A 22,797-nucleotide genomic window follows, 5' to 3' on the forward strand; every position below is an offset into this window, starting at 1 on the left:
GGCGCAAAATAAAACGAAAGGGTTTGAAAGTCTGTTGACTGAATGGGGCATCATGGCAATGCCTCGGGCATAACGGCCTTAGATAGCAACTCATCAAGGCTGTAGTTGATGCTGGCCACGCCAAAATCCGGCTCGCTGCTGAACGGGTTGCGAATGTAGTAAGGCCCTTCAAAGGCATCGCCATCGACAACCACAATGGCCAGTATGAATTTATCCGCCTGGTTCAGCCCATAGATAATCTCGTTACGGGTGACGGTGATGGTGCTCTGCCCCTTGGCGCGGCCTTTGACTTCGATGTGCCGATCCGTCGGTAGTGAGCCGTCAGGTCTGACGGGCGGACGAGCAGTCACATCCCAGCCGCATTTCTCGGCGCTGACATCCTTGATCTCATGCCCTAGTGCCTGTTCGGCACTGATCACCGCTTGCATGGCTACACGTTCAACGCGGGCACGCGCCGCGGCATCCACACTGAACTGGGTTTCACCCTTGCGCGCAGACAGCAAGCCCTGGGGGATGACCAAGGCGCCACCCATCACCACCGGGGTACTGGACACCACGTTTTTCATCGCGCTTAGCTCGGCAGTACGCTGTTGCAGCCGGGCCGTCAGCTCATCAACGGTACGTTTGGCATTATGCGGCTGAAGCCGTGGCTGCTTGCCAGCGGCAACATCATCGGTCAGCTTCATGTAGCGGTCTGACCAGTAGCTGATCTCCTTGACCAGTCGCTCATGCACGGCGGCGAGGATCTTGTCGGCCTGGCGCTCACGGCGGGCTTTCACTTCGCTGTAATGCTCCGGCACCAGGTGCCGGGATGCCTGTTGCAGGGCCAGGACCTCAAGATTCTGATTCAGCCAGGGCGCTTGCAGGATGTCACTGACCAGTTTGCGGTCGTAGTCATCGATGGGCTGCAAATCCAGATGCGGTGCCCAGCCCGCATTGACAGCATTGCCTTGCTGGTCGATCTGCACAAATTGCAGGCGACGCGATACCACAGGCTGGTTGCCGCGACTGTCTGTGGTGCTCTCGCGCACGTTGTGCTCGATCATAAACAGCACCTTGGGCTCCAGGCTGTCATCCGCCGGATCAATCAGCACTGCGCCCTGCTTCAACCGTGGTCGGTTGCTCTGCAATATCAGGTCGGTGGTGGCGTGCATCAGCGGGTGCGCTGGGTGGATCAGGTCAGCCATAGGCTTGCCCGGCAGGCGGGTGTGGCCTTTTTCAAAGCAGACGCGTTCGTACTTGCGCAGCACCGGGGTGCGGGTTTCGCTGATCACCCGATCGCGCTCACGAATGACCGCCGGTACATGCTTGACCTCATAGCGACCCGTTTCCCGGGGGCGCAGCTCGCCGCCCAGCCGGGCAAAGGCTTCAGTGAAGAAAGCACGAATGAAATAGGGTTGCAGCTTGCGCGCCTCGGCCTTTTCCATTTCGTCTTTGACGGCATAGAGGTCTTCCAGCCCCATGTGCTGCTCGGCCAGGGCGTTGCGCTTGAGGATGTCGCGCAGGTGTTCGGTGTCCAGGGCGCCTTCGATCACCTGATTCATCTTGGCGCGTGTTTCCGGGGCGTCGCCGTAACGAATGGCCTCGATCAACAGATCCTTGAGGGAGACTTCCTCAAAGGCTTCACCGAGCACGTCAAATACCTTGCCACCGAGTGCGGCGCGCTCGATTTCGATCTTCTCGAACAACTTCTGGAAAACCTCACCTTCACGGGTGCCCGCGGCAATGATGTTCCACAAGTGGCAAACCTCGGTCTGACCAATCCGGTGAATACGGCCAAAGCGCTGTTCAAGGCGGTTGGGATTCCAGGGCAGGTCATAGTTGACCATCAGGTTGGCGTTTTGCAGGTTGACGCCCTCGCCCGCTGCATCGGTCGCGATGAGTACGGTGACTTCAGGATCGTTGCGGAACTCTTCCTGTACCTTGCGGCGCTCGTCGCGGTTGGTGCCGCCATAGATGACGCGCACGGCATTGGGGTTGCCGAGCATATTCTGGATGCGCGCTACCAGGTAATTCAACGTGTCCTTGTGCTCAGTGAAGATGATCAGCTTGCGCCGGGAACCCGAGGCGAGGAACATTTCCGGCTTGTCTTGCAGCAGGCTGGACAGCTGTTCCCACTTTTTGTCGTTACCCGACTCCACCAGCTGGTGGGCCTGATGCTCCAGGTCCTTGAGGATCAGGATTTCGGCTTCCAGTTCGGGAATGGTTTCAGCCGCAGAGGCCTGATCCACTACCTGCTCGGTGTAGAGCTCATATTCCTCGGCGCTGAGTTCATCGTCGATGTCATCCAGGCTGTCGGGCAGGTCGAGCTTCTTCTTGACCACATACTCGCCGAGGGTTTCAGCGCTGTGCAATCCCTTGTTGATGGACTCGCCCCGGGCCAGTAGTTTGGTTTCATCCAGGCGCAGCTCAAGGCGCTTGCGACGGCGCTTGAGGGACTGGTAAATGGCTTCAGGGCTGGACGCCAAGCGGCGCTGTAGCTGGGTCAAGGCAAAGCCGATGGTGCTGCGCTTGCTGCCATCGAGCTTGTCGGCGCGGTTCATTTCCTCGCGCACGTAGGTGGTTACCTGCTCGTAGAGCGAGGCTTCCAGCGACGACAATTCATAGCTGGCGGTATAGGCCTTGCGCTCGGGGAACAGGGGCGTGCCGTCAAACTTCAACAGCTCTTCCTTGACCATGCGGCGCATCATGTCGGAGACATCCACCTTGTGCGCGCCTTCACGGAACTTGCCATAGAAGCGATCACCATCAAGCAATGACAGCCAGATCTGGAAGTCCTCTTCCTTGCCGTTGTGCGGCGTGGCGGTCATCAGCAGGAAGTGCCGAGTAATAGAACTGAGTAGCTCACCTAATACAAAGCGCTTGGTTTTGTTGACCTTGTTGCCGAAGTAGTTGGCCGAGAGTTTGTGCGCCTCGTCAACGATGATCAGATCCCAATGGGTGTTCTTGAGTTTTTCCTGGTAGTCCTCGTTGCGCGATAACTGGTCGAGCCGGCAAATGAGTTGATCCTGGTCCTCGAAGAAATTGCCCGAGGCGCTCTGCTCCTGCTTCTCGCGACTGAATATCTCGAACTGGACGCCGAATTTCTCCAACAGCTCGTCCTGCCACTGCTCAGTCAAGGAGCCAGGTGAGACGATCAGAATACGCCGGGCATCGGCGCGCATCAGTAGCTCGCGGATCAACAAGCCCGCCATGATGGTCTTGCCAGCACCGGGGTCATCGGCCAGGACATATCGCAGGGGCTGGCGCGGCAACATGCTTTCATACACCGCTGAAATCTGATGCGGCAACGGATCAACGTTGGAGGTATGCACCGCCATCATCGGATCAAACAGAGCTGCTTGACTGATGCGGTAGGCCTCAAGACCCAGCTTGAAGTCTTCACCATTGGCGTCAAAGGCCCATGGGCGGCCAGCCTGCGCCAGCTCCAGGCGCGCTTCATCGGTACGAAACAGCATTTGCTCGCCCAACTTGCCCTGGCTGTCGCGGTAGATGATGGTGACGGCGTGGTCGCCCACCTTTTCTACCTGTGCGATACGCACGATCTGATCGGGTACTACGCCGCTGAGCTGGGCGTCTTTGGTGATCTCTTCAAGCTTCAGCATCCATTGCCTCCGTGTGTCTATGCTGGCTTACTTCCATGAAGCCAGGCGCTATGGTCAAAGCAGATTGGGATTGCAGCTGGGCAGCATTGCTCAGCCACAGCAGATACTCAGGCCCTTGCAAGCAGTGGTCGGGAGTGCAATCGACGTTCCAGCGGCGAAGCAGGTAGCCGGCCAGGGCGGCACGGACCTCAAGGGATAAACTGCCATCGCGCATGGCGTATTCATGGGCCACCGTGTCTGGATGTCTCAACTGCGGGTGCGGCTTGATCTCCAGGTGCAACATTTGCTGCCAGGTTTGATCCGCTTGGCGCAGCTCGGACTGATCTGTTCTGCCGGCCAGCACTTGTACCTGGTCCATCCGGTTGAGGACAAAATCAGCATAACGCTGCTGCTCGGGCTCGTAAGCGCGCAGGTGCCAACGCAGGCCGTTGTCGACCAGCACCAGGGGAACGATGGTTTTATGCGTTAAACCACTGGCAAGGGAACGGTAATCCATTTGCAGAGGGTTGCCGTTGAACAGCGCCCTGGCCACGGGGATCAGTACATCAATTGCAGGCGCATTGAGCCGACTCGGTAGCTCGCATGGCAACCAGGATCTGGGCGTAGCGACGAAATCATCACCAAAGCCCTCTGCCAGCGCAGTGAGTACCTGGGAAGCAGAATAATGAAAGAGTGGTGCAAGGTCAGGCGCAGGGATGTACAAGGCGCTTGAGCGGTCGTAATGCAGGTTGCTGGGCGCCAACTGACGGTAGAGAGCAAAGTCACGCGAGGCTGCCGACTCGCTCACCCCAAAGCGACGCGCCAGATCCGGGCGATTGGCAGAACCGAGAAACATCAGACGAAACTCGATGAATGCCAGGCGTTCCTGCTGGGGTTGCGATATGTCGGCGAGTACGGCGTGTTGCATCAATCGTCCTTGCGGCCTGATCCTTGATGGCCTGATGCTAGTTCAAACCGCCCCACTCGTCAATTTGACAAGTGGATTGGCAAAGAGAATTGCTCTCCCCCGTATGGCCCATTCGTCGGTCTGAGTTAATGGCTGCAAAGGTCAAGTAGCATTGCCATTCACTTATCCGCGACGAGCACGGTTCAGAGCCCCCTTACGCAGGCAACGCGCCCCTGCAGGCTTCAAGCGCAGGTGCTGATCGTCCTTGACCAGGTACTTCATCGCGAAGTGCGTATGGGGCCGTCTCGACTGATCCTCCCTCTGGATCAGGCCGATGCCGCACTCGTCACCATACCCTTCCTTGTCATGGTTGCAGCTGTGGGCATAGCCCTGACCACGCGTGACCCCCTCCCATAGCTCACTGATCTCAATCGCCTTCCAGACATCCCGGCATACCTGGTTGCCATTGAAGTAGTAGGCTGCATGGATGTGGTAGCCGCTGCCATCATTGCGATCGCCCTGCTCCACTGAGTACGTGTAGCCGATGAGGTTGCGGATTCCACACCATCCGGCCACCCAGTCCACGCTCATCTGGCCAGGCATTCCACGGCCATCTGGCCACCTGTTCCACGGCCATCCGGCCGGGCAGTCGGAGCGCAGCGACGCAGGGGTTGCATTGTTAGTCTGAGGTGCCCGGTGTCGTCAATTTCTTCGTCTGTTTGCGCATCGATTCGCCCTTGAGGTTGATCCGATAAGCGTTGTGCACCAGGCGGTCGAGGATGGCATCGGCCAGGGTCGGATCGCCGATCAGTTCGTGCCAGTTGTCCACGGGCATTTGGCTGGTCACGAGGGTCGAGCGCTGGCCGTAGCGGTCGTCCAGTAGCTCCAGCATGTCACGGCGCTGTTCAACGGTGAACGGGGCCAGACCCCAGTCATCAAGGATCAGCAGGTCGGTCTTGGCATAGCCGCTCATCAGCTTGGCGAAGCGCCCGTCGCCGTGGGCTAGGCCCAACTCTTCCAGCAGGCGTGGCAAGCGCAGGTAACGCACGCTGTAACCCTCTCGGCAGGCCTGGTGGGCCAGGGCGCAGGCCAGCCAGGTTTTACCCACGCCGGTGGGGCCGCCGATGATCAGGTTGAGGCCGTCGCGTAGCCACTGGCCGCCGCTCAGTTGCAGGATCAGCGCCTTATCCAGCCCGCGCGGGCTGCGGTAGTCGATGTCTTCGAGGCAGGCGTTGTGCTTGAGCCGGGCCTGGCGCAGGCGGCTGCTGAGGCGCTTGTCGTCGCGTTCGGTCAGTTCGCGGTCGACCAACAGGCCGAGGCGTTCCTCGAAGCTCAGGCTGTTGATGTCGGGGGTTTTCAGTTGCTCGGCGAGTGCCTTGAGCATGCCGGTCAGGCGCAGGGTCTGGAGCTTGTCCAGGGTCGGATGGGGCAGCATGGTGGGATTCCTTGGGGTCAGTGGTAGTAGGCGGGGCCGCGCAGGTTGGCGTGGTCGTCCGGCAGCAGGGGCAGGTTGGCTTGAGCCAACGGCAGGTTTTCCAGCCCCTGGCGCAGGATCGATTCGAGGCTCTTGTAGCTGCACGCGCCGAGGCTGAGGGCGCGACGGCAGGCCAACTCCAAGCGCACTTCGCCATGGGTCTTGCCCAGGCGCAGGATGCCCAGGCAGGCCCGGTAGCCCTGCTGCGGATGGATGCGCCGTTCGAGGATGTGCCGGATCACGCCGGCCGTGTTCGGCCCGGTCTGCTCGGCCCAGCGGATCAGCCGCTGCGGCGTCCACTCGGCATGCTCGCGATGGCTCTTGGGCATGTGCTCGGCCTGCGTGCTGTGCCTGCCCTTGTGCATTGAGCGAAGGTGACTGGCCACCCGCTGATTGGCGTGGAAGCACTCCACCGTGCGCGCTGTCAGGCGTACTTCCAGTTGTTTCTTCACCAGTTGGTACGGCACCGAGTAGTAGTGCCCATCGACCTCGACGTGGTAGTCGATGTGCACCCGCGCCTTCTTCCACTCGGCGTAGACGTAGGGTTGCTCCGGCAGGGGGCGCAGCGCCGGACGATCCAGAGCTTCGAAGGCCGACTGCCGGGAGCCCGGCAGCTTGCGAAACGGTCGTCGGTTGAGCCGCTCCAGCAATAAGGCGATGGCGCTGTTGAGTTCATCCAGGGAGAAGAACTGCCGATTCCTCAGCGCGGCGAGGATCCAGCGCTCGACCACCTGCACGCCGACCTCGGCCTTGGCCTTGTCGCGCGGTTTACGCGCCCGCGCCGGCACCACCGCCACGCCATAGTGCTCGGCCAGATCGCGGTAGCTCGGGTTGATGTCCGGCTCGTAGCGATGGCTCTTACTCACCGCGCTGCGCAGGTTGTCCGGCACCACGATCTCCGGCACGCCGCCGAGGAAGGCAAAGCAGCGGGTATGCGAGCCCAGCCAGTCCGGCAGCTGCTGCGACCAGGTGGCTTCGGCGAAGGTGTAGCTGGACGCACCGAGCACCGCGACGAACACCTGCGCCTGGCGGATCTCGCCGCTGTGGCGGTCGATCACCGGCACCGTCTGCCCGGCGTAGTCGACGAACAACTTCTCGCCGACGCGGTGCTCCTGGCGCATCACCACGTCCAGCTTGCCCTGCCAGGCCCGGTAGTGCTCGCAGAACCAGCTGTACTGAAAGCCTTTCGGCTGGCTCAGGCGATACTCCTGCCAGAGCAGCGCCAAGGTCACGCCCGGCCGGCGTAGCTCGGCATGCACCCAAGACCAATCAGGCAGTGGCCGCTGCTCGCTGGGCACTGCCGGCGCCGGTGGGAACAGCTGCTGTTCCAGCTCGGAATCGGACAACGAACAGGGCCAACTGAGGCCGCTGGCGGCAAAGCGGTTGAGGTAATCGCCGACGGTGACACGACCGATCTGCACGCTGACCGCAATCTGGCGAGCCGATAGCCCGACCTCGAACTTGAGACGAAGTACTTCGCGAATCTTACGCATGGATAAACGCTCCACGACGACCTCTCTGCTTCGAAAAAGAGGTCGATGGTAGTGAAGAAATCCTGCGTAGCTGCCTACCCGGTTGGGTGGCCGGATGGCCGTGGAATCAGTGGTCGGATACGCGTGGAATGGGTGGCCGGATCACCGTGGAATCGGTGGTCAGATGCTCATGGAATGGGTGGCCAGATGACCGTGGAATCCGCAATGAGGTGCTCGAATATCGGTTGACGGCTGTGTTTATCGATCAAATCATCCAGGTGCTCGAATACCTGCTCGACTCGCAGCCTGGCCTGAGCCTCAGGGCGGTAATACAAGTCCAGTCTGATGACCGTAGTGCGGGAGTAAAGGCTCATCACTGCATCCGTGTACGCGATGATCTCCGTCGCTTGCTTGCGTGCCTCATAGGCTCGATCTCCAGCTTTGCGCTGATACCGACGCTGACGGGTCAACTCACGGATCCGTTCGGTCAGGACGTTCATGCTCTGTTGATGACTGAGCCAGTACGTACCCGTCTCGCTCATGCAGACAGGGCCATTGGGTGAACGCTGGAGGCCGATGTATTCCCATGCCTCCCTGAACGCTAACAGGTGCTCGCTGTAGTCGTATGGCACCCGATCATCGAACAGGTTGTACATCTGCTGCACGTTGGTGAAGTACCGGGAGAGTCTGGTCTGCTCGACCTGCTCATAGCCTGACCGTTTGTGCGTGATCCGATATGCGGGTGTATCGCTGCGCTCGATAGCCTGGACGAGTGATTCGATCTGCAGGGCTATGTCGGACTGTGAGAGGTGGGTGTTGTGCTTGCGGTTGTTCATGGCTGAGTACCTGGTTGGTTATGTCGCATACCAGGTACGTGGTCTGTTTCTTTTTACTGGTCGTCTTACCCTCTTGTAGTAGTCAGTGGTGATGGGGAGTGATGGTTACTATTGATTAGGTAGAGTAGATAGTTAATAGCTATATCAATAGATGCATCCCTGCCCATAACCGACCGTCCCGATCAGGCCGGGCAATGGGGAGCAACATTGCCAAGCCTGTCGAGAGAAATTCCGCATTGAGCTTTGGGAGAGTTAACTGAGTGGCGCTCCGGCTTAGCAGAGCCTCAAGATGGCCTAAACGGTGACGAGGCCGACGTGGAAAAATCAGATTAGGGCTAACGGTGACCCAACGGTGACCAAAACGCAGAACTCTGGGCGGGGGGAGAAAACCATCAGGCATAAAAAAATCCAGTCACCGCTAAGTGACTGGATTTTCTAGGGTTTTTTGGTCGGGACGGAGTGATTCGAACACTCGACCCCTTGCACCCCATGCAAGTGCGCTACCAGGCTGCGCTACGCCCCGACGAATGCTGTCAGCACTGCTGAAAGCGGATCGAACTATACATTAAGCATCTGAAAATGTGAAAGTTTTTTAGAGCCAAGGAAGCTATTTCCTCAGAACCTGCAGCACTTCCTCAAGCTCCGAAATCATCTGCCGAATCAGCTGCTTGTATTGGGTGGTGTCGTCGCGCGCTTCATCACCGGACATGCGCTGCCTGGCGCCTCCGATGGTGAAACCCTGATCGTAGAGAAGCGCGCGAATCTGACGGATCATCAACACATCTTGCCGCTGATAGTAGCGCCTGTTACCACGACGCTTCACCGGGTTCAGCTGAGGAAACTCCTGCTCCCAGTAACGCAGCACATGGGGTTTCACCGCGCAGAGTTCGCTGACCTCACCAATGGTGAAATAGCGCTTGCCCGGAATGGCAGGAAGCTCGTCGTTATGGCTTGGTTCCAGCATAGGCCTCGACTCTCGCTTTGAGTTTCTGCCCAGGACGGAACGTCACCACACGACGCGCCGTGATAGGAATTTCCTCACCCGTCTTCGGATTACGACCTGGGCGCTGACGTTTATCGCGCAAGTCGAAGTTGCCGAAGCCGGACAACTTGACCTGTTCGTTGTGCTCGAGCGCCTGTCGGATTTCCTCGAAAAACAGCTCGACCAGTTCCTTGGCCTCGCGCTTATTCAAGCCCAGCTCTTCATAAAGACGTTCCGCCATTTCAGCTTTCGTCAGAGCCCCCATACGCTATTTCCTTAACGTGGCATTGAACCTTTCTTCCAGGGAGGTGAGGATTTTCTGCATTACGTCGTTCACCTCATCGTCGTTTAGAGTGCGCGATGGGTGCTGCCAGGTCAAGCCGACTGCCACACTTTTGCTAAGAGGATCAATACCTTTCCCCTGATAGACATCAAATAGCTTGAGGTCCGTCAGATTCTCGCCCGCGCCACCGCGAATGCAGTCAAGGATTGCCTGCGCGGCGACGTCACGATTGACGAGGACCGCAAGGTCACGCCGCACCTCAGGAAAGCGCGACAGCTCGGAGAACTGCGGCATGCGGCCGTCTGCGATCTCGGAAAGCTTCAGCTCGAACAGGTATACCGACTGATCGATCCCCAGCGTACCTGCCAGTTCGGGATGCAGACTTCCAACAAAGCCGACCAGCCGGCCATCGCGCTCGATCCGAGCAGTTTGACCGGGATGCAAGGCGGGATGTTCACCAGGAACGAATCGATAGGCGCCGCCGTTCCCAGCGAATGCGAGCAGCGCTTCGACATCAGCCTTGACGTCGAAGAAATCCACCGCTTCGCGGGCGTTCGCCCAGCCTTCAGGCTCGCGGCTACCTGTCACCACACCTGCCAGCATGGCTTCCTGCTCGAGCGCTGGCAGCTGACCGACAAAGCGCAGCCCTGCTTCGAACAGGCGCACACGCGATTGCTGGCGATTGAGGTTGTATTGCAGCGCCTTCACCAATCCCGGCCAAAGCGAGGCGCGCATTGCCGCCATATCTGCGGAAATCGGGTTGGCCAGTTCCAGTGGTTTCATGCCCGGGCTGAACAGCTCAAAGAGCTTGGGGTCGATGAAGCTGTAAGTGATCGCTTCCTGATAACCACGAGCCACCAGCAAACGACGCAACAACGGCAACTCTGCGCGCGCTTCCGGCTTCGCCTCAGGCGCGAGACGAGCCTGCGGGTACCGCACCGGCAAGCGATCATAGCCGTATAGGCGGCCCAACTCTTCGATCAGGTCGATTTCAAGACTGATGTCGAAACGATGACTTGGAACGGAGACTTGCCAGCGCCCTTCACCCTCGCCCACCACAACAAGACCCAGCGATGTCAGCAGGCGGACCACTTCGGTATCGTCCAGCTCCAACCCAAGCATCTGGGTAATACGCTCGGCGCGGAGGGTTACAGGTGCAATATTTGGAAGATCGCGTTCGCTGACGACCTCGACGATGGGACCCGCCTTCCCGCCGACGATATCGAGCAGCAAGCTGGTCGCCCGCTCCATCGCCTGCCGCGGAAGTTGCGAGTCGACACCCCGCTCGTAGCGATGCGAAGCGTCCGTATGTAGACCGTAGGAGCGTGCTTTGCCGGCCAGCGCAATCGTGTCGAAGAACGCACTCTCGAGAAAGATGCTGCGGGTGGAAGCGCTGACACCGCTATGCTCGCCTCCCATCACGCCGGCGATGGCGAGTGGCCGCTCATGATCCGCAATGATCAGCGTATCGCTGCGCAAGGAGACTTCCTGGCCATCCAGCAGAACCAGCTTTTCGCCTTCTTCAGCCATACGAACCCGGATGCCGCCCTTGACTTCATCCAGATCAAACGCGTGCAGCGGCTGGCCCAGCTCGAGCATCACATAGTTAGTGACATCAACAACCGCGTCGATACTGCGAATATCGGAACGGCGCAGGCGCTCCACTATCCAGAGTGGCGTCGGGCGTGTCAGATCGACATTGTGGATCACTCTCCCGAGGTAGCGCGGACAAGCCTTCGGCGCCAACACCTCGACCGGGCGTACATCTTCATGGGCGACACTGGCCACGCCGACTTCCACCGGACGCACTTCGGCACCATAGATGGCACCGACTTCCCGAGCCAAACCAGCTAGAGAGAGGCAATCGCCACGATTGGGTGTCAGACCGATCTCGATAGACACATCATCGAGCCCGAGATACTCGCGCAGATCTGTACCAACCGGCGCATCGGCGGCGAGTTCCATCAGGCCGCTGTCGTCGCCTCCGACCTGCAACTCGGTTTCCGAGCAAAGCATGCCGTTGGACTCGACGCCCCGCAGCTTGGCCTTCTTGATCTTGAAATCGCCGGGCAGTTGGGCGCCGAGCATGGCGAACGGAATCTTCAGGCCCGGGCGCACATTGGGCGCGCCGCAGACCACCTGGAAGGCCTCGCTACCGTTGCTGACCTGGCAGACACGCAGCTTGTCGGCGTCGGGATGCTGCTCGGTCGCCAGCACTTCGCCCACGACCACGCCACTGAACGCGCCGGCAACCGGCGTGACCGCATCGACCTCGAGGCCGACCATCGACAGACGAGCGACCAGCTCCTCACGGGAAACCTGCGGATTGACCCAGCTCCGCAGCCATTGTTCACTGAATTTCATGCTGTTCTCCTGGAAAGTACTGGGTCATGCCTTAGCGAAACTGCTCAAGAAAGCGCAGGTCGTTATCGAAAAAGATACGCAGATCCCCGACTCCATAGCGCAGCATGGCTAGGCGCTCGACGCCCATTCCGAAAGCGAATCCCTGATACTTTTCCGGATCGATCCCCGACATCCGCAGTACGTTCGGATGCACCATTCCACAACCCAGAACTTCCAGCCAATCGGACTTACTTTCACCATTCCTGGTGATCATGCGGCGAATATCAACTTCGGCAGAAGGCTCGGTGAAAGGAAAGAACGAAGGACGGAAACGAATCTCCAGATCTGCCTCGAAGAACTCCCGAAGAAACGCCTGAATAGTGCCCTTGAGGTCGGCAAAACTGACACCCTCATCAATCAGCAAGCCTTCGACTTGATGAAACATCGGAGAATGCGTCTGGTCTGAATCGCAACGATATACGCGACCCGGGCAGATAATGCGTATCGGTGGCTGCTGCGACTCCATCGTCCGCACCTGAACCGATGATGTATGGGTACGCAGGACCATGTTGGCGTTGAAATAGAAGGTGTCGTGCATCGCCCGGGCCGGATGGTGGCCGGGGATGTTGAGCGCCTCGAAGTTGTGATAGTCGTCTTCAACCTCAGGCCCCTCGGCAACGCTGTAGCCGATATGGCCGAAAATCTGCTCCATCCGCTCCAGCGTTCGGGTGATCGGATGTAACCCGCCGCTCGCCTGCCCGCGCCCCGGCAGGGACACATCGATGCGTTCCGCAGCCAGCTTGGCGCTCAGCGCAGCCTGCTCGAGTTCCGCCTTGCGCGCATTCAGTACGTCCTGGACCTGCGTCTTGGCGGCATTGATCAGCGCACCGGCCTTCGGCCGCTCCTCGGGGGACAGCTTGCCCAGGGCCTGCATCACCTGGGTCAATTCGCCTTTCTTGCCGAGATACTGGACGCGGATCTGCTCCAGGGCACCGATGTCTTCACTTCGTTGCACGGCCTCGAGCGCTTGCGAGACCAGTGCATCCAGATTTTCCATGTACAACCTCCAGAGGTTCTTGCAGAACCGCACTGACTGAGCGACCCATGCCAGGCCGCCGCCAAGCGCACTTTTGCAAAAGCCCCTTCCAGATACGAAATAGGGGAAGAGCACAAGGCTCTTCCCCTATCGATGACTTGCAACGAATCCGAGGATCCGTGATTGCCGGGGCTTAAGCCAGAGAAGCTTTGGCTTTCTCGACAATCGCAGCAAAGGCTGCTTTTTCGTTCACTGCCAGATCGGCCAGAACCTTGCGATCGATCTCGATGGCCGCCTTCTTCAGACCGGCGATCAGACGGCTGTAGGACAGACCGTTGACACGAGCACCAGCATTGATACGGGCGATCCACAGAGCGCGGAACTGACGCTTGCGCTGACGGCGGTCACGGTAGGCGTATTGGCCAGCCTTGATTACCGCCTGCTTGGCAACGCGGAATACGCGCGAACGCGCACCGTAGTAGCCTTTGGCGAGTTTCAGAATTTTCTTGTGACGGCGACGGGCAACGACGCCACGCTTAACACGAGCCATGAGTTATTCCTCTGAGTCTTGACCGGATCAACGAACGCGCAGCATGCGCTCCACTTTTGCAACGTCGGACGGATGCACTTGCGAGCAACCGCGCAGCTGACGCTTACGCTTGGTGGTCATCTTGGTCAGGATGTGGCTCTTGAAAGCGTGCTTGTGCTTGAAGCCGTTAGCAGTCTTTTTGAAGCGCTTCGCAGCACCACTTTTGGTTTTCATCTTTGGCATGTTCGTACTCCGCATTCAATAACAACAGTTAACCATCAGGCCTGCCAGTGCCCGGGAGGTTACTTACGCTTCTTGGGAGCGATGACCATCATCAGCTGGCGTCCTTCCAGCTTCGGATGCTGTTCGACGGTACCAATCTCAATGAGGTCAGCTTCGACCCGCTTGAGCAGTTCCATCCCCAGCTCCTGGTGAGCCATCTCACGGCCGCGGAATCGCAATGAAACCTTGGCCTTGTCCCCATCTTCAAGGAAACGTACCAGGTTGCGTAGCTTTACCTGGTAATCCCCCTCTTCCGTCCCTGGACGAAACTTGATTTCTTTGATTTGTTGCTGGTGCTGATTCTTCTTTGCAGCCGCAGCCTGCTTCTTCTTTTCGAAGAGATGCTTGCCGTAATCCATGATCCGGCAGACCGGGGGATTCGCATCAGCGGAAATCTCCACCAGATCCAGCTTTGCCTCTTCGGCGACCCGCAACGCTTCATCAATAGAGACGATGCCAATCTGCTCGCCATCGACACCGATCAGGCGCACTTCGCGCGCGGTGATGTTTTCGTTGATCGGTGCCTTGGGCTGAGCTCTTCTATCCTGTCTCATTTCACGCTTAATAATGATTACTCCGATTCTTGGCGACCACGCCGGGAAACCGCCTGTGCAAGCAGCTGGGCGAATTGTTCGAGCGGCATGGAGTCCATATCGACGCCTTCGCGGGTGCGCACAGCAACGGATCGTGTTTCGACTTCCCGATCCCCAATAACCAAGAGATAGGGAGTCTTGAGCAAAGTATGCTCGCGGATTTTAAAGCCGATCTTCTCGTTTCTCAAGTCACACTTGGCACGGAACCCGCTTTGGACCAGCGTTTTTTCCACCTCTACGGCAAATGCGGCCTGCTTGTCGGTGATATTCATGATCACCGCCTGGGTCGGCGCCAACCATGCAGGGAAAGCGCCGGCGTAGTGCTCGATGAGCATGCCGATGAACCGCTCGAACGACCCGAGGATCGCACGGTGCAGCATCACCGGACGCTGACGGCTGTTGTCCTCCGCCACATAGCTGGCATCGAGACGCTCGGGCAGATTCGGATCGTACTGCAGCGTACCGCACTGCCAGTTGCGACCCAGGCAATCACGCAAAGTGAACTCGATCTTCGGCCCATAGAAGGCTCCCTCGCCCGGCTGATACTCCCAGGCCAGACCTGACTCATTGAGCGCTTCGGCCAGCGCACCTTCGGCGCGATCCCACAACTCGTCGGAACCGACACGCTTCGCCGGACGGGTCGAAAGCTTCATCGCGATATCGCTGAAACCGAAATCGGCATAGACCTTGAGCGTCAGCTTGATGAAGTCGGCAGCTTCCTTCTTCACCTGCTCCTCGGTGCAGAAGATGTGCGCGTCATCCTGAGTGAAGCCACGCACACGCATGATGCCATGCAGCGCACCAGACGGCTCGTTGCGGTGGCAGGCGCCGAACTCGGCCATGCGCAGCGGCAGATCGCGGTAGGATTTCAGGCCCTGGTTGAAGATCTGCACATGACACGGGCAGTTCATCGGCTTGACTGCGTAATCGCGGTTTTCCGACGAGGTGGTAAACATGTTCTCGGCGTAGTTCGACCAATGTCCGGACTTCTCCCAGAGGATGCGGTCGACTACCTGCGGCGTGCGCACCTCCTGATAGCCGTTCTCGCGCTGCACCTGACGCATGTACTGCTCGAGGTTCTGGTAGAGCGTCCAGCCAGCCGGGTGCCAGAAGACCATGCCAGGGGCTTCTTCCTGAGTATGGAACAGGTCGAGTTGCTTGCCGATCCGGCGATGGTCACGCTTCTCGGCCTCCTCGATGCGCTGGATATAGGCGGCCAACTGCTTCTTGTCGGCCCAGGCAGTGCCGTAGATGCGCTGCAGCTGTTCGTTCTTCGAGTCGCCACGCCAGTACGCACCGGAAATGCGGGTCAGTTTGAATGCTTTCAGGAAGCGGGTATTCGGCACGTGCGGGCCGCGGCACATGTCCACATATTCTTCGTGGTAATATAGACCCATCGCCTGCTCGTCGGGCATATCTTCGACCAGGCGCAGCTTGTAATCCTCACCTCGCGACGTGAAGACCTCGATGACTTCAGCTCGCGGCGTCATCTTCTTGATGACGTCGTAGTCCTTGTCGATCAACTCGGCCATACGCTTCTCGATGGCCGCCATGTCTTCCGGGGTAAAGGGACGATCGATGGCGATGTCGTAATAGAAACCCTCATCGATGACCGGACCGATTACCATCTTGGCGTTCGGATACAACTGCTTTACAGCATGACCGACCAGATGCGCGCAGGAGTGGCGAATGATCTCCAACCCCTCCTCATCCTTCGGCGTGATGATCTGCAGCGAAGCATCGCGCTCGATCAAATCACAGGCGTCGACCAGCTTGCCGTCGACCTTGCCAGCCAGGGTTGCCTTCGCAAGGCCGGCGCCGATGGACTGAGCAACCTCAGCCACGGTAACGGGATGATCGAACGAACGCTGACTGCCATCGGGAAGAGTAATGGTGGGCATGGCGCCTCCTCTCCTAGTGGTGACCCGTACCAAAGGCCACATGGGTTGGGATGAGCCAGGAAAGCGACCCGGCGAGCAGGCCTGCCGCACAATGGCAGGCGCCTGATAGGCTCACTCTCGACCGGACCGAAGTCACTGGGAAATACGACTGGCGATGCTTCCAGAACACCGATGCGCTGGCAAGCAAGCCAAAAAAAAGGGTCGCTTGCGCGACCCTTTTTCGAATTGGTAGGCACAATTGGATTCGAACCAACGACCCCCACCATGTCAAGGTGGTGCTCTAACCAACTGAGCTATGTGCCTTCGATGGGGGCGCATTCTAAATGGATGAAAAAAAGAGTCAAGCAGTTTTTTCTGCTAACTCACTGATATTTGGAAAATTTGGAAATCCACACGTATCGCTGGGCCTACCTGGCAAGGCGGCCGGTTAAGCGCTAGCATGCGTAAAATATTTAGAACAGAGATTGCAATATGCCGCACAAGGACTATCCAACTTCCTACTATGCTGCGACCGCCAATCAAACCGTATCTCGCCCCGCGCTAGCTGATCATCATCAGGTCGACGTGTGCGTCATTGGCGCCGGTTACACCGGTCTGTCCACTGCCCTGTTCCTGCTCGAGAAGGGCTTCAGCGTCACCGTTCTGGAAGCCGTGAAGGTTGGCTTCGGCGCATCCGGTCGCAACGGCGGGCAAATCGTCAACAGCTACAGCCGAGACCTCGACAGCATTGAGCGCAGCGTCAGCGAGCCTGCCGCCAAGCTGATCGGCGAAATGGCATTTGAAGGCGGAAGGATCATCCGCGATCGGGTCGCCCGCTACCACATCAGGAGCGACCTGAAAGACGGCGGCGTGTTTGCTGCTTTCAACAAGAAGCAGATGCACCATCTCGAAGCGCAGAAGGCGCTATGGGAGCGATACGGCTACCAGCATCTCGAATTGCTGGACCAGCATGATATCCAGCAGGTTGTAGCGTCTGATCGCTACGCCGGCGGCATGCTCGATAAACAAGGCGGCCATATCCACCCGCTCAATCTGGCCCTGGGAGAAGCCACGGCGATCGAGTCTCTCGGCGGCATCATCTATGAGAACTCGCCAGCGATCCGCGTCGAGCGCGGCGAGCAGCCGGTAGTGCACACGCCTGATGGGAGTATTCGCGCTAGGTTCGTGGTGGTGGCAGGCAATGCGTACCTAGGCGGCCTGATCCCTGAACTGGCGGCAAAATCGATGCCTTGCGGAACCCAGGTGATAGCTACCGAGCCTCTTGACGAGGAACTCGCTCGCAGCCTTCTGCCCCAGGATTACTGCGTCGAGGACTGCAACTATCTGCTCGACTACTATCGGCTCTCGGCAGACAAGCGTCTCATCTACGGAGGTGGGGTCGTTTATGGTGCGCGAGATCCAGCTGATGTCACCTCGATCATCCGACCGAAGATGCTAAAAACATTCCCACAGCTGGCGAATGTGAAAGTCGACTACGCCTGGACGGGCAACTTCCTGCTCACGCTGTCGCGCCTACCGCAAGTCGGGCGGCTGGGAAGCAACATCTATTACTCTCAAGGCTGCAGCGGTCACGGCGTCACCTACACCCACGTCGCAGGCAAAGTGATCGCCGAAGCACTGAGCGGCCAGGCCGAGCGTTTCGATGCTTTCGCCAGCCTGCCGCACTACCCGTTCCCAGGCGGTCAGCGCTTCCAGGCGCCGCTCAGCGCTCTCGGCGCCATGTACTACAGTCTGCGCGACCGAATCGGGTTCTAGTGAACAGGCAGCGGGCACGACGGTGGCGGAGCGCATTGCCGAGCCGCCTGCTCTGCGGCAGCCGGCAAAGGCGCCTTTAGACGGTCATCACCCGGTGCAAGTCGGGCCGAACAGGCTCGAGCCTGCCGGGCCTCCGAGATGCAGCCCTGCTCGGCCATTACCTGCGACAGATTGAACCAACCGATCGCGAACCTCTGGTCCACGCGCACGCTGGCACGCAACGATGCCTCCGCAGCGTGTATCTCACCCGAACCGTACTGGCTGTTAGCCAAGGCGAAGTACGCCAGCGCTGACCCCCAGCGCGCCGTAGCGGCATCGTATGCCTGCCGGGCACCCCGCCGTTGCCCGACCTCCTCCATATCACTGGCACTGCGAAGCCAAACGGCCTCCTGCGCAGTCTCTGGAATCTGAGCTGGTGTCAGGGTGAGCACAGCCCAACGGCCGCCTTTGGCCCAGGATCGTTCGAACTCCCGAAATCCACCAACCCATCGTTCCGTGGTACCGGAACGCAAGATGATCTCCTGCCGCTCAAGATCGAATCCCACCACCACAGCAAAATGCCACTGCGGCCATCGATCGAATGCTAGGTTTTGCAACACAAGCACCGGATTACCCGACGCGATCTCGGTCAGAACATCCTCCAGACGGGGGCGCAGCGGGTAGACCAGCAGCCCGGCGGAGCGAGCAGCAGCCACCATTTCCACCTGTAGACTGCCCTTGCGCTGAGGGATGTAAACCTGCTCGACCAATGCATCGGGCGTCGCGTCAATTCCCCGTTGCGACAGCATCGTGGCCAGCGCAGCGGGCCCGCATTGGAAGTCTTCCTGCGGATAGAACGGTACATCAGCCAACTCGGCCCGAACGGGGAGGTGCGAGGCGTCGACAAGCGTCACTGTCGTACGAGCACAGGCCCCGAGCAGGCCGAACAATACAAGCAGGGCTAACCGCAGGCTCAACGGTTGATGCAGTTGACGAAGTTGAAGATGTTGGTCGCGCAGAGCATGTCGGTGATGATGAAGATCACCAGAAACAGCACGATCACACCAACCACACCAGCGCCTGCCGGCGCTTGGTCAAGCTGCTGGTTGAATTGCGCCAGCTCTGCGGCGGTCAGACTGTTGATACGCTTTTCCACTTGGTCACGCTCAACGCCCATAGACTCGAGCTTTTTTTGCACGTCCTGATCTTCCAGCATGGTCAGCAACTGCTGTCTGTCGACTTGCTGCTGATGCTCGGCGACCACTTCCGGCGTTCCGATCATGGCAGCCTGCGCCATGGGAATCTGTGCCACCAACAGGATATGCAAAGCAGCCAGTACGGTAGCGATACGCTTGAGTAACGGGGAGGTAAACATAGCGGAAACTCCTTGTTTTTCTTCAGCCAGGATTGCAAAGCGCCATCAAGCAATAAGACGAAATGACGCCGCTTCGGTTCCCGCCCATAGCCTCTTTTTTCCCCGGACGACAAGGCCCAGCAAGCCAATACCCAGCAACACGGCAAATGCAATTCAGAGGCGGTGAGCAGCCTTGTCGGCAAGGTCGCAACCCCCGAATTACTGGAACAGGCGAGGGACAAGGCAGGTGCCGATGTAGCCCGAATACTTCGGCCCGATGACGTCGTTACACTGGAGTACAACTCCCAGAGACTGAACCTTAATACTGACGCAAATCTGACCATAGAACGCGTCAGCTGCGGCTGAACCCGCACCTGAGCCCGACTGACCGCCAGTATCTTCTGGCGGCTGTCGGGAGGACCTAGCGGATGCGCATCACGCCACGGCCTTGCGCATACGCAGATGCGAAGCGGAGATTCGCTTTGGCGGAGTAAGCAGAAAGTGCAGGTTGAAACGATTGATCACGATCTGAGCCAGCAGCGGAGCAACGAGCCCAATCAGTGTGCCGACCACGAGATGTGCAGCAATCGAGTCGATGCCTAGGAACTTGCTGAGAATCACCCGCACGCCGCTCCCGGCCAGGATATGCATGAGGTAGATCGTCATCGAGGACGCGCCGATAAACAGAAACCAGTCGACACGGAATTGTCCAAGCCACATCGAAAGCGCGACCATAAAAAAGATGGATATCGTTGCCAGAGCCAGCACCGGCAGGCCGCCGTCGGTGTAGTTCATGCCAAATGTGATATGAAACAGATACTGGCCGATAATGAACAAAGCACCGAAAAACACGGTTAATTGCGTGCAGCGTGCCAGGAAAAAAGCCTTCACTTCGTTGAACCAGACCCCCAGCGCGAAGAACACCGTATTCCCCAGGATGAAGCGCGTCATGTTGTTGATCGTCAGTTCCTGCTGGAAGACGAACAGGACTCCGAACAGCACCACGAACGGTAGAAAGTATCGGCGATCGGCTTTCGCATACAGGAACGTGCAGACCAGAAACACCAGGAACAGGGCATAAAGGAACCAGAACTGGGCACGCGGCAGCCATAGCAACGAGAACACCTCAGTCAAGGTGACCTGGCCATTGGTGTAATTCGACAGGACGACTTCTAACAGCCCTTGCAGCAAGGACCAGACAATGAATGGATAAACGATCGTATCCACCTTGTTGATGATCAGGCCGCCCCTACCCCGCTTTTGCAGCGAATCGAAAAAAAACAAGCCGGAAAGGAAGAAGAACAACGGCATGTGGAAGCTATAGATGATGCTGTCCACAAGCACGAATTCACCTTCATCCATGGGCAGCCCTGCATTGAAGACGCCCCGCGCGACATGCCCGTAGACAACGAGAATGATTCCGATCGCCTTGGCATAATCAACCCAAACGTTTCTCTCCTGCATTGTCTGTTCTCCTTGTATTTCGGCCAATAAGCAGGCGGCACACCGCCCTCTGCAGAAAGCGGATGGAGGAGATAGACAACAGGATTTCTCGATGGTTTAGCGACACAACGGCTGCATGTCCGTATCTGCCGGACGGACAGCGACGCCACAGCCGCGTAGGATTGCCGGCACGGTCCGATTGCACGCTTCAGGAGCCACCTAATGACCGACTCAACTTTCCAGTCCTGCTCCATTCTGCTTCTGGCCGGAGGCCGCGGGCAGCGTATGGGCGGTCAGGATAAGGGGCTGCTGGAGTGGCGAGGTCGCCCACTGATCGCCTGGCTGCATGACGTTGCCCGCCCACTGACCGATGAGCTCTTGCTGTCCTGCAATCGGAACCATGCGCGTTACGCCGGCTATGCCGACCGCCTGGTCAGCGATGACGAAGACGGATTTCCTGGCCCGCTCGCAGGGATACGCGCCGGGCTTGCCGCCGCGAGCCACCGCTGGCTGCTCCTGCTGCCATGCGATACACCCCTTGTAGATCGTCCGCTGCTGCATTCGCTGTACTCGGCAGCAATCAGCACGCCCGACCAACCCGTGATGCTCCGCTGCGGCGAACAATGGGAGCCGCTGTTCTGTGTCATACCTACCAGCATGCGAGCAGAAATAGACGCTTTCTGGCGTGCCGGGGAGCGCAGCCCGCAACGCATTCTGCTGAAGCTCGGCGCGCGTGAACTGCAAGTCAGAAAAGACGATCCTCGCCTGGCCAACCTCAACACACCGGAGCTTCTCAAAGCCAGCCGTTCAGAGCTGGGAACTTCATCGTAGCGCGCTTCGTCCGATGGTTATCGTTACTCGCAGAAGGAACAGCGTCATGCAAACACGCACCCTACCCACCCTCATTCTTGCGCTGAGCTTCGGCATATTGGCCGGTTGCGCCAATCCGAGCGTTATCACCCTGAACGACGGTCGCGAGATCCAGACCCTGGACCGTCCGGATTACGACGACGAGTCGGGGTTCTATGAATACGAGCAGCTCGACGGCAAGCCGGGCAAAGTGAACAAGGATCAGGTCCGCACCGTACGCGAACTCTGATCAGTCTGAACGTCGTGCTGTCGGCTTCGGATCAGACAGCACGACAAGCCTCAGCATGTCTCACCGGGCCAGCACGGCGTGTGAAAAAAATCCGGCGTAACGTCTTGTGCGACAAAACTTTTTCTGTAGAATGCGCGCCATCTTCGGAGCGTAGCGCAGCTTGGTAGCGCGTCTCGTTCGGGACGAGAAGGTCGCTGGTTCGAATCCAGTCGCTCCGACCATATCCCGCGGATCTGCTATTGAATGGCAGACCATAAAAAACCGGCCAACGAGCCGGTTTTTTTATGCATGTCATTTGACCTACTTTGCGGCAGCCTGCAGAAAGCTCACTACTTGTTCGGCCTCGAACGGCCAATCCAATTCTGCACCATTGTCAACGCGGCGAAGCACCGGTATCCGTAGCCCGTAGAGTTCGACCCAGTCGGAGCGCTCGGCAATATCCATCAATTCCACTAACAGACCATGCTCTACAAGCGGCATGAGCACCTCTTCTGCCTGCTCGCAGAGATGGCAACCCAGAGTTCCGAAAAGCTGGCATTCAGGCAACATTGGCGATCTCGCAATCATTCGTGTCGAAATTCTAGCAAGGCCGAGGTGGTTAGCCATCTTAGTTACGAAGCGTGAATGCGCCTTCACGCAGTCAAAAATGTGAAATCGGCCCCACTCACTAGGCGATTATGCTCAGGCCATTCGACTCTGCCCGAGCAAAACGCTAGGATGCTGCCACCCGCGGCGACGCAGATTGCCCGGTTGACCCTTTAGTGTTTAATCGCCAGATCATGCGACGTGAATATTTGATGCGTGACCGACCGACAGCCTTAAACGGCCGTCAGGGCTGCGACCGTCTAGCACGTTGACTTGCAGGGCTTGGCGACTAAAGTCTAAGGGTTGAAAAACCTCTGTAATGTTTTATTGCATGGCGCCGTAAAGAGCGACTTCAGAGCA

General features: G+C 58.4%; 20 protein-coding genes, 3 tRNA genes and 2 pseudogenes. 5 read left to right on the forward strand and 20 right to left on the reverse strand.

The window, feature by feature from the left end; genetic code table 11:
• Nucleotides 1-50: 50 nt before the first annotated feature.
• The 16 genes and pseudogenes from PSTAB_RS11235 to PSTAB_RS11310 all read right to left on the reverse strand — a co-directional run bounded on the left by PSTAB_RS11235 (nt 51) and on the right by PSTAB_RS11310 (nt 16,525).
• Nucleotides 51-3,605, reverse strand: a complete 3,555-nt coding sequence (locus tag PSTAB_RS11235) for a helicase-related protein (protein WP_013982995.1) — start codon at nt 3,603-3,605, stop codon at nt 51-53.
• A complete protein-coding gene (locus PSTAB_RS11240) occupies nt 3,592-4,512 on the reverse strand; it encodes a BrxR family transcriptional regulator (RefSeq protein WP_013982996.1) in 921 nt (306 codons plus the stop codon). The genes PSTAB_RS11235 and PSTAB_RS11240 overlap by 14 nt, the downstream gene beginning before the upstream one ends.
• 162 nt (nt 4,513-4,674) lie before the next feature.
• Nucleotides 4,675-5,043: pseudogene (locus PSTAB_RS11245) on the reverse strand (hypothetical protein); the annotation flags it as partial.
• 127 nt (nt 5,044-5,170) lie between these two features.
• Nucleotides 5,171-5,926: an IS21-like element helper ATPase IstB gene (gene istB / locus PSTAB_RS11250; RefSeq protein WP_013981287.1), complete on the reverse strand. Its 756-nt coding sequence runs from the start codon at nt 5,924-5,926 to the stop codon at nt 5,171-5,173.
• 17 nt (nt 5,927-5,943) lie between these two features.
• Nucleotides 5,944-7,458 carry an IS21 family transposase gene (gene istA, locus PSTAB_RS11255; protein ID WP_013981288.1) on the reverse strand — a complete coding sequence of 505 codons (1,515 nt, stop codon included), beginning with the start codon at nt 7,456-7,458 and terminating at the stop codon, nt 5,944-5,946.
• A gap of 167 nt (nt 7,459-7,625) precedes the next feature.
• Nucleotides 7,626-8,273: a hypothetical protein gene (locus PSTAB_RS11260; protein ID WP_013982998.1), complete on the reverse strand. Its 648-nt coding sequence runs from the start codon at nt 8,271-8,273 to the stop codon at nt 7,626-7,628.
• A 446-nt stretch (nt 8,274-8,719) separates the two neighbouring features.
• Nucleotides 8,720-8,796 (reverse strand) — tRNA-Pro (locus tag PSTAB_RS11265).
• Between the two features lie 84 nt (nt 8,797-8,880).
• Nucleotides 8,881-9,237: a MerR family transcriptional regulator gene (locus PSTAB_RS11270; RefSeq protein ID WP_011913481.1), complete on the reverse strand. Its 357-nt coding sequence runs from the start codon at nt 9,235-9,237 to the stop codon at nt 8,881-8,883.
• Nucleotides 9,218-9,520 (reverse strand): integration host factor subunit alpha, encoded by a 303-nt coding sequence (gene ihfA / locus PSTAB_RS11275; protein WP_011913482.1) that lies wholly within the window; start codon nt 9,518-9,520, stop codon nt 9,218-9,220. Before ihfA ends, PSTAB_RS11270 begins: the two co-directional genes overlap by 20 nt.
• A 3-nt stretch (nt 9,521-9,523) precedes the next feature.
• Nucleotides 9,524-11,902, reverse strand: a complete 2,379-nt coding sequence (pheT, locus tag PSTAB_RS11280) for a phenylalanine--tRNA ligase subunit beta (protein ID WP_013982999.1) — start codon at nt 11,900-11,902, stop codon at nt 9,524-9,526.
• Between the two features lie 31 nt (nt 11,903-11,933).
• A complete protein-coding gene (gene pheS / locus PSTAB_RS11285; protein WP_013983000.1) occupies nt 11,934-12,938 on the reverse strand; it encodes a phenylalanine--tRNA ligase subunit alpha in 1,005 nt (334 codons plus the stop codon).
• Nucleotides 12,939-13,110: 172 nt separating this feature from the next.
• Nucleotides 13,111-13,467: a 50S ribosomal protein L20 gene (gene rplT / locus PSTAB_RS11290; protein ID WP_003282569.1), complete on the reverse strand. Its 357-nt coding sequence runs from the start codon at nt 13,465-13,467 to the stop codon at nt 13,111-13,113.
• A gap of 27 nt (nt 13,468-13,494) precedes the next feature.
• Nucleotides 13,495-13,689 carry a 50S ribosomal protein L35 gene (gene rpmI, locus PSTAB_RS11295; protein WP_003298367.1) on the reverse strand — a complete coding sequence of 65 codons (195 nt, stop codon included), beginning with the start codon at nt 13,687-13,689 and terminating at the stop codon, nt 13,495-13,497.
• Nucleotides 13,690-13,748: 59 nt separating this feature from the next.
• Complete coding sequence (gene infC / locus PSTAB_RS11300; protein ID WP_169918131.1) at nt 13,749-14,300, reverse strand: translation initiation factor IF-3; 552 nt, start codon at nt 14,298-14,300, stop codon at nt 13,749-13,751.
• Nucleotides 14,300-16,222 carry a threonine--tRNA ligase gene (gene thrS / locus PSTAB_RS11305; protein WP_013983001.1) on the reverse strand — a complete coding sequence of 641 codons (1,923 nt, stop codon included), beginning with the start codon at nt 16,220-16,222 and terminating at the stop codon, nt 14,300-14,302. Before thrS ends, infC begins: the two co-directional genes overlap by 1 nt.
• Nucleotides 16,223-16,448: 226 nt before the next feature.
• Nucleotides 16,449-16,525: transfer RNA gene (locus PSTAB_RS11310), tRNA-Val, on the reverse strand.
• A gap of 168 nt (nt 16,526-16,693) precedes the next feature.
• Between PSTAB_RS11310 and PSTAB_RS11315 the strand changes: the two genes are divergently transcribed.
• Entirely contained in the window at nt 16,694-17,977 is a 1,284-nt protein-coding gene (locus PSTAB_RS11315) for an NAD(P)/FAD-dependent oxidoreductase (RefSeq protein WP_013983002.1), read from the forward strand.
• Here the strand turns inward: PSTAB_RS11315 and PSTAB_RS11320 are convergent.
• Nucleotides 17,974-18,933, reverse strand: a complete 960-nt coding sequence (locus PSTAB_RS11320; protein ID WP_017245185.1) for a PA2778 family cysteine peptidase — start codon at nt 18,931-18,933, stop codon at nt 17,974-17,976. The two genes, PSTAB_RS11315 and PSTAB_RS11320, sit on opposite strands and share 4 nt — an antisense overlap.
• Nucleotides 18,930-19,331, reverse strand: a complete 402-nt coding sequence (locus PSTAB_RS11325) for a PA2779 family protein (RefSeq protein ID WP_011913489.1) — start codon at nt 19,329-19,331, stop codon at nt 18,930-18,932. The genes PSTAB_RS11320 and PSTAB_RS11325 overlap by 4 nt, the downstream gene beginning before the upstream one ends.
• A 147-nt stretch (nt 19,332-19,478) precedes the next feature.
• Here PSTAB_RS11325 and PSTAB_RS21225 point away from each other — a divergent pair.
• A pseudogene (locus PSTAB_RS21225) lies at nt 19,479-19,676 on the forward strand (I78 family peptidase inhibitor); the annotation flags it as partial.
• Nucleotides 19,677-19,745: 69 nt separating this feature from the next.
• Here the strand turns inward: PSTAB_RS21225 and PSTAB_RS11330 are convergent.
• Nucleotides 19,746-20,774 carry an acyltransferase family protein gene (locus PSTAB_RS11330; protein WP_013983003.1) on the reverse strand — a complete coding sequence of 343 codons (1,029 nt, stop codon included), beginning with the start codon at nt 20,772-20,774 and terminating at the stop codon, nt 19,746-19,748.
• Nucleotides 20,775-20,975: 201 nt separating this feature from the next.
• Here PSTAB_RS11330 and mobA point away from each other — a divergent pair, with 201 nt between their 5' ends.
• The 3 genes from mobA to PSTAB_RS11345 all read left to right on the forward strand — a co-directional run bounded on the left by mobA (nt 20,976) and on the right by PSTAB_RS11345 (nt 22,073).
• Nucleotides 20,976-21,584, forward strand: a complete 609-nt coding sequence (gene mobA / locus PSTAB_RS11335) for a molybdenum cofactor guanylyltransferase MobA (protein WP_013983004.1) — start codon at nt 20,976-20,978, stop codon at nt 21,582-21,584.
• Between the two features lie 46 nt (nt 21,585-21,630).
• The gene (locus PSTAB_RS11340; protein ID WP_013983005.1) at nt 21,631-21,852 is read left to right on the forward strand and encodes a YgdI/YgdR family lipoprotein; all 222 of its coding nucleotides are present in this window, start codon (nt 21,631-21,633) and stop codon (nt 21,850-21,852) included.
• A 144-nt stretch (nt 21,853-21,996) separates the two neighbouring features.
• A tRNA-Pro gene (locus PSTAB_RS11345) sits at nt 21,997-22,073 on the forward strand.
• A 79-nt stretch (nt 22,074-22,152) separates the two neighbouring features.
• Here the strand turns inward: PSTAB_RS11345 and PSTAB_RS11350 are convergent.
• The gene (locus tag PSTAB_RS11350; protein ID WP_041771738.1) at nt 22,153-22,401 is read right to left on the reverse strand and encodes a glutaredoxin family protein; all 249 of its coding nucleotides are present in this window, start codon (nt 22,399-22,401) and stop codon (nt 22,153-22,155) included.
• Between the last annotated feature and the right edge of the window lie 396 nt (nt 22,402-22,797).

This window comes from Stutzerimonas stutzeri (assembly GCF_000219605.1).
Lineage (GTDB): Bacteria > Pseudomonadota > Gammaproteobacteria > Pseudomonadales > Pseudomonadaceae > Stutzerimonas > Stutzerimonas stutzeri.

Excerpts from the sequence above, each read along its gene's own strand:
- PSTAB_RS11350 (WP_041771738.1), bottom strand. The coding sequence starts at position 22,401 with ATGTTGCCTGAATGCCAGCTTTTCGGAACTCTGGGTTGCCATCTCTGC.
- PSTAB_RS11260 (WP_013982998.1), bottom strand. The coding sequence starts at position 8,273 with ATGAACAACCGCAAGCACAACACCCACCTCTCACAGTCCGACATAGCC.
- PSTAB_RS11315 (WP_013983002.1), top strand. The coding sequence starts at position 16,694 with ATGCCGCACAAGGACTATCCAACTTCCTACTATGCTGCGACCGCCAAT.
- PSTAB_RS11270 (WP_011913481.1), bottom strand. The coding sequence starts at position 9,237 with ATGCTGGAACCAAGCCATAACGACGAGCTTCCTGCCATTCCGGGCAAG.
- istA (WP_013981288.1), bottom strand. The coding sequence starts at position 7,458 with ATGCGTAAGATTCGCGAAGTACTTCGTCTCAAGTTCGAGGTCGGGCTA.
- ihfA (WP_011913482.1), bottom strand. The coding sequence starts at position 9,520 with ATGGGGGCTCTGACGAAAGCTGAAATGGCGGAACGTCTTTATGAAGAG.
- PSTAB_RS11235 (WP_013982995.1), bottom strand. The coding sequence starts at position 3,605 with ATGCTGAAGCTTGAAGAGATCACCAAAGACGCCCAGCTCAGCGGCGTA.
- thrS (WP_013983001.1), bottom strand. The coding sequence starts at position 16,222 with ATGCCCACCATTACTCTTCCCGATGGCAGTCAGCGTTCGTTCGATCAT.
- pheS (WP_013983000.1), bottom strand. The coding sequence starts at position 12,938 with ATGGAAAATCTGGATGCACTGGTCTCGCAAGCGCTCGAGGCCGTGCAA.
- istB (WP_013981287.1), bottom strand. The coding sequence starts at position 5,926 with ATGCTGCCCCATCCGACCCTGGACAAGCTCCAGACCCTGCGCCTGACC.
- mobA (WP_013983004.1), top strand. The coding sequence starts at position 20,976 with ATGACCGACTCAACTTTCCAGTCCTGCTCCATTCTGCTTCTGGCCGGA.
- rpmI (WP_003298367.1), bottom strand. The coding sequence starts at position 13,689 with ATGCCAAAGATGAAAACCAAAAGTGGTGCTGCGAAGCGCTTCAAAAAG.
- pheT (WP_013982999.1), bottom strand. The coding sequence starts at position 11,902 with ATGAAATTCAGTGAACAATGGCTGCGGAGCTGGGTCAATCCGCAGGTT.
- PSTAB_RS11340 (WP_013983005.1), top strand. The coding sequence starts at position 21,631 with ATGCAAACACGCACCCTACCCACCCTCATTCTTGCGCTGAGCTTCGGC.
- rplT (WP_003282569.1), bottom strand. The coding sequence starts at position 13,467 with ATGGCTCGTGTTAAGCGTGGCGTCGTTGCCCGTCGCCGTCACAAGAAA.
- PSTAB_RS11325 (WP_011913489.1), bottom strand. The coding sequence starts at position 19,331 with ATGTTTACCTCCCCGTTACTCAAGCGTATCGCTACCGTACTGGCTGCT.
- PSTAB_RS11330 (WP_013983003.1), bottom strand. The coding sequence starts at position 20,774 with ATGCAGGAGAGAAACGTTTGGGTTGATTATGCCAAGGCGATCGGAATC.
- PSTAB_RS11240 (WP_013982996.1), bottom strand. The coding sequence starts at position 4,512 with ATGCAACACGCCGTACTCGCCGACATATCGCAACCCCAGCAGGAACGC.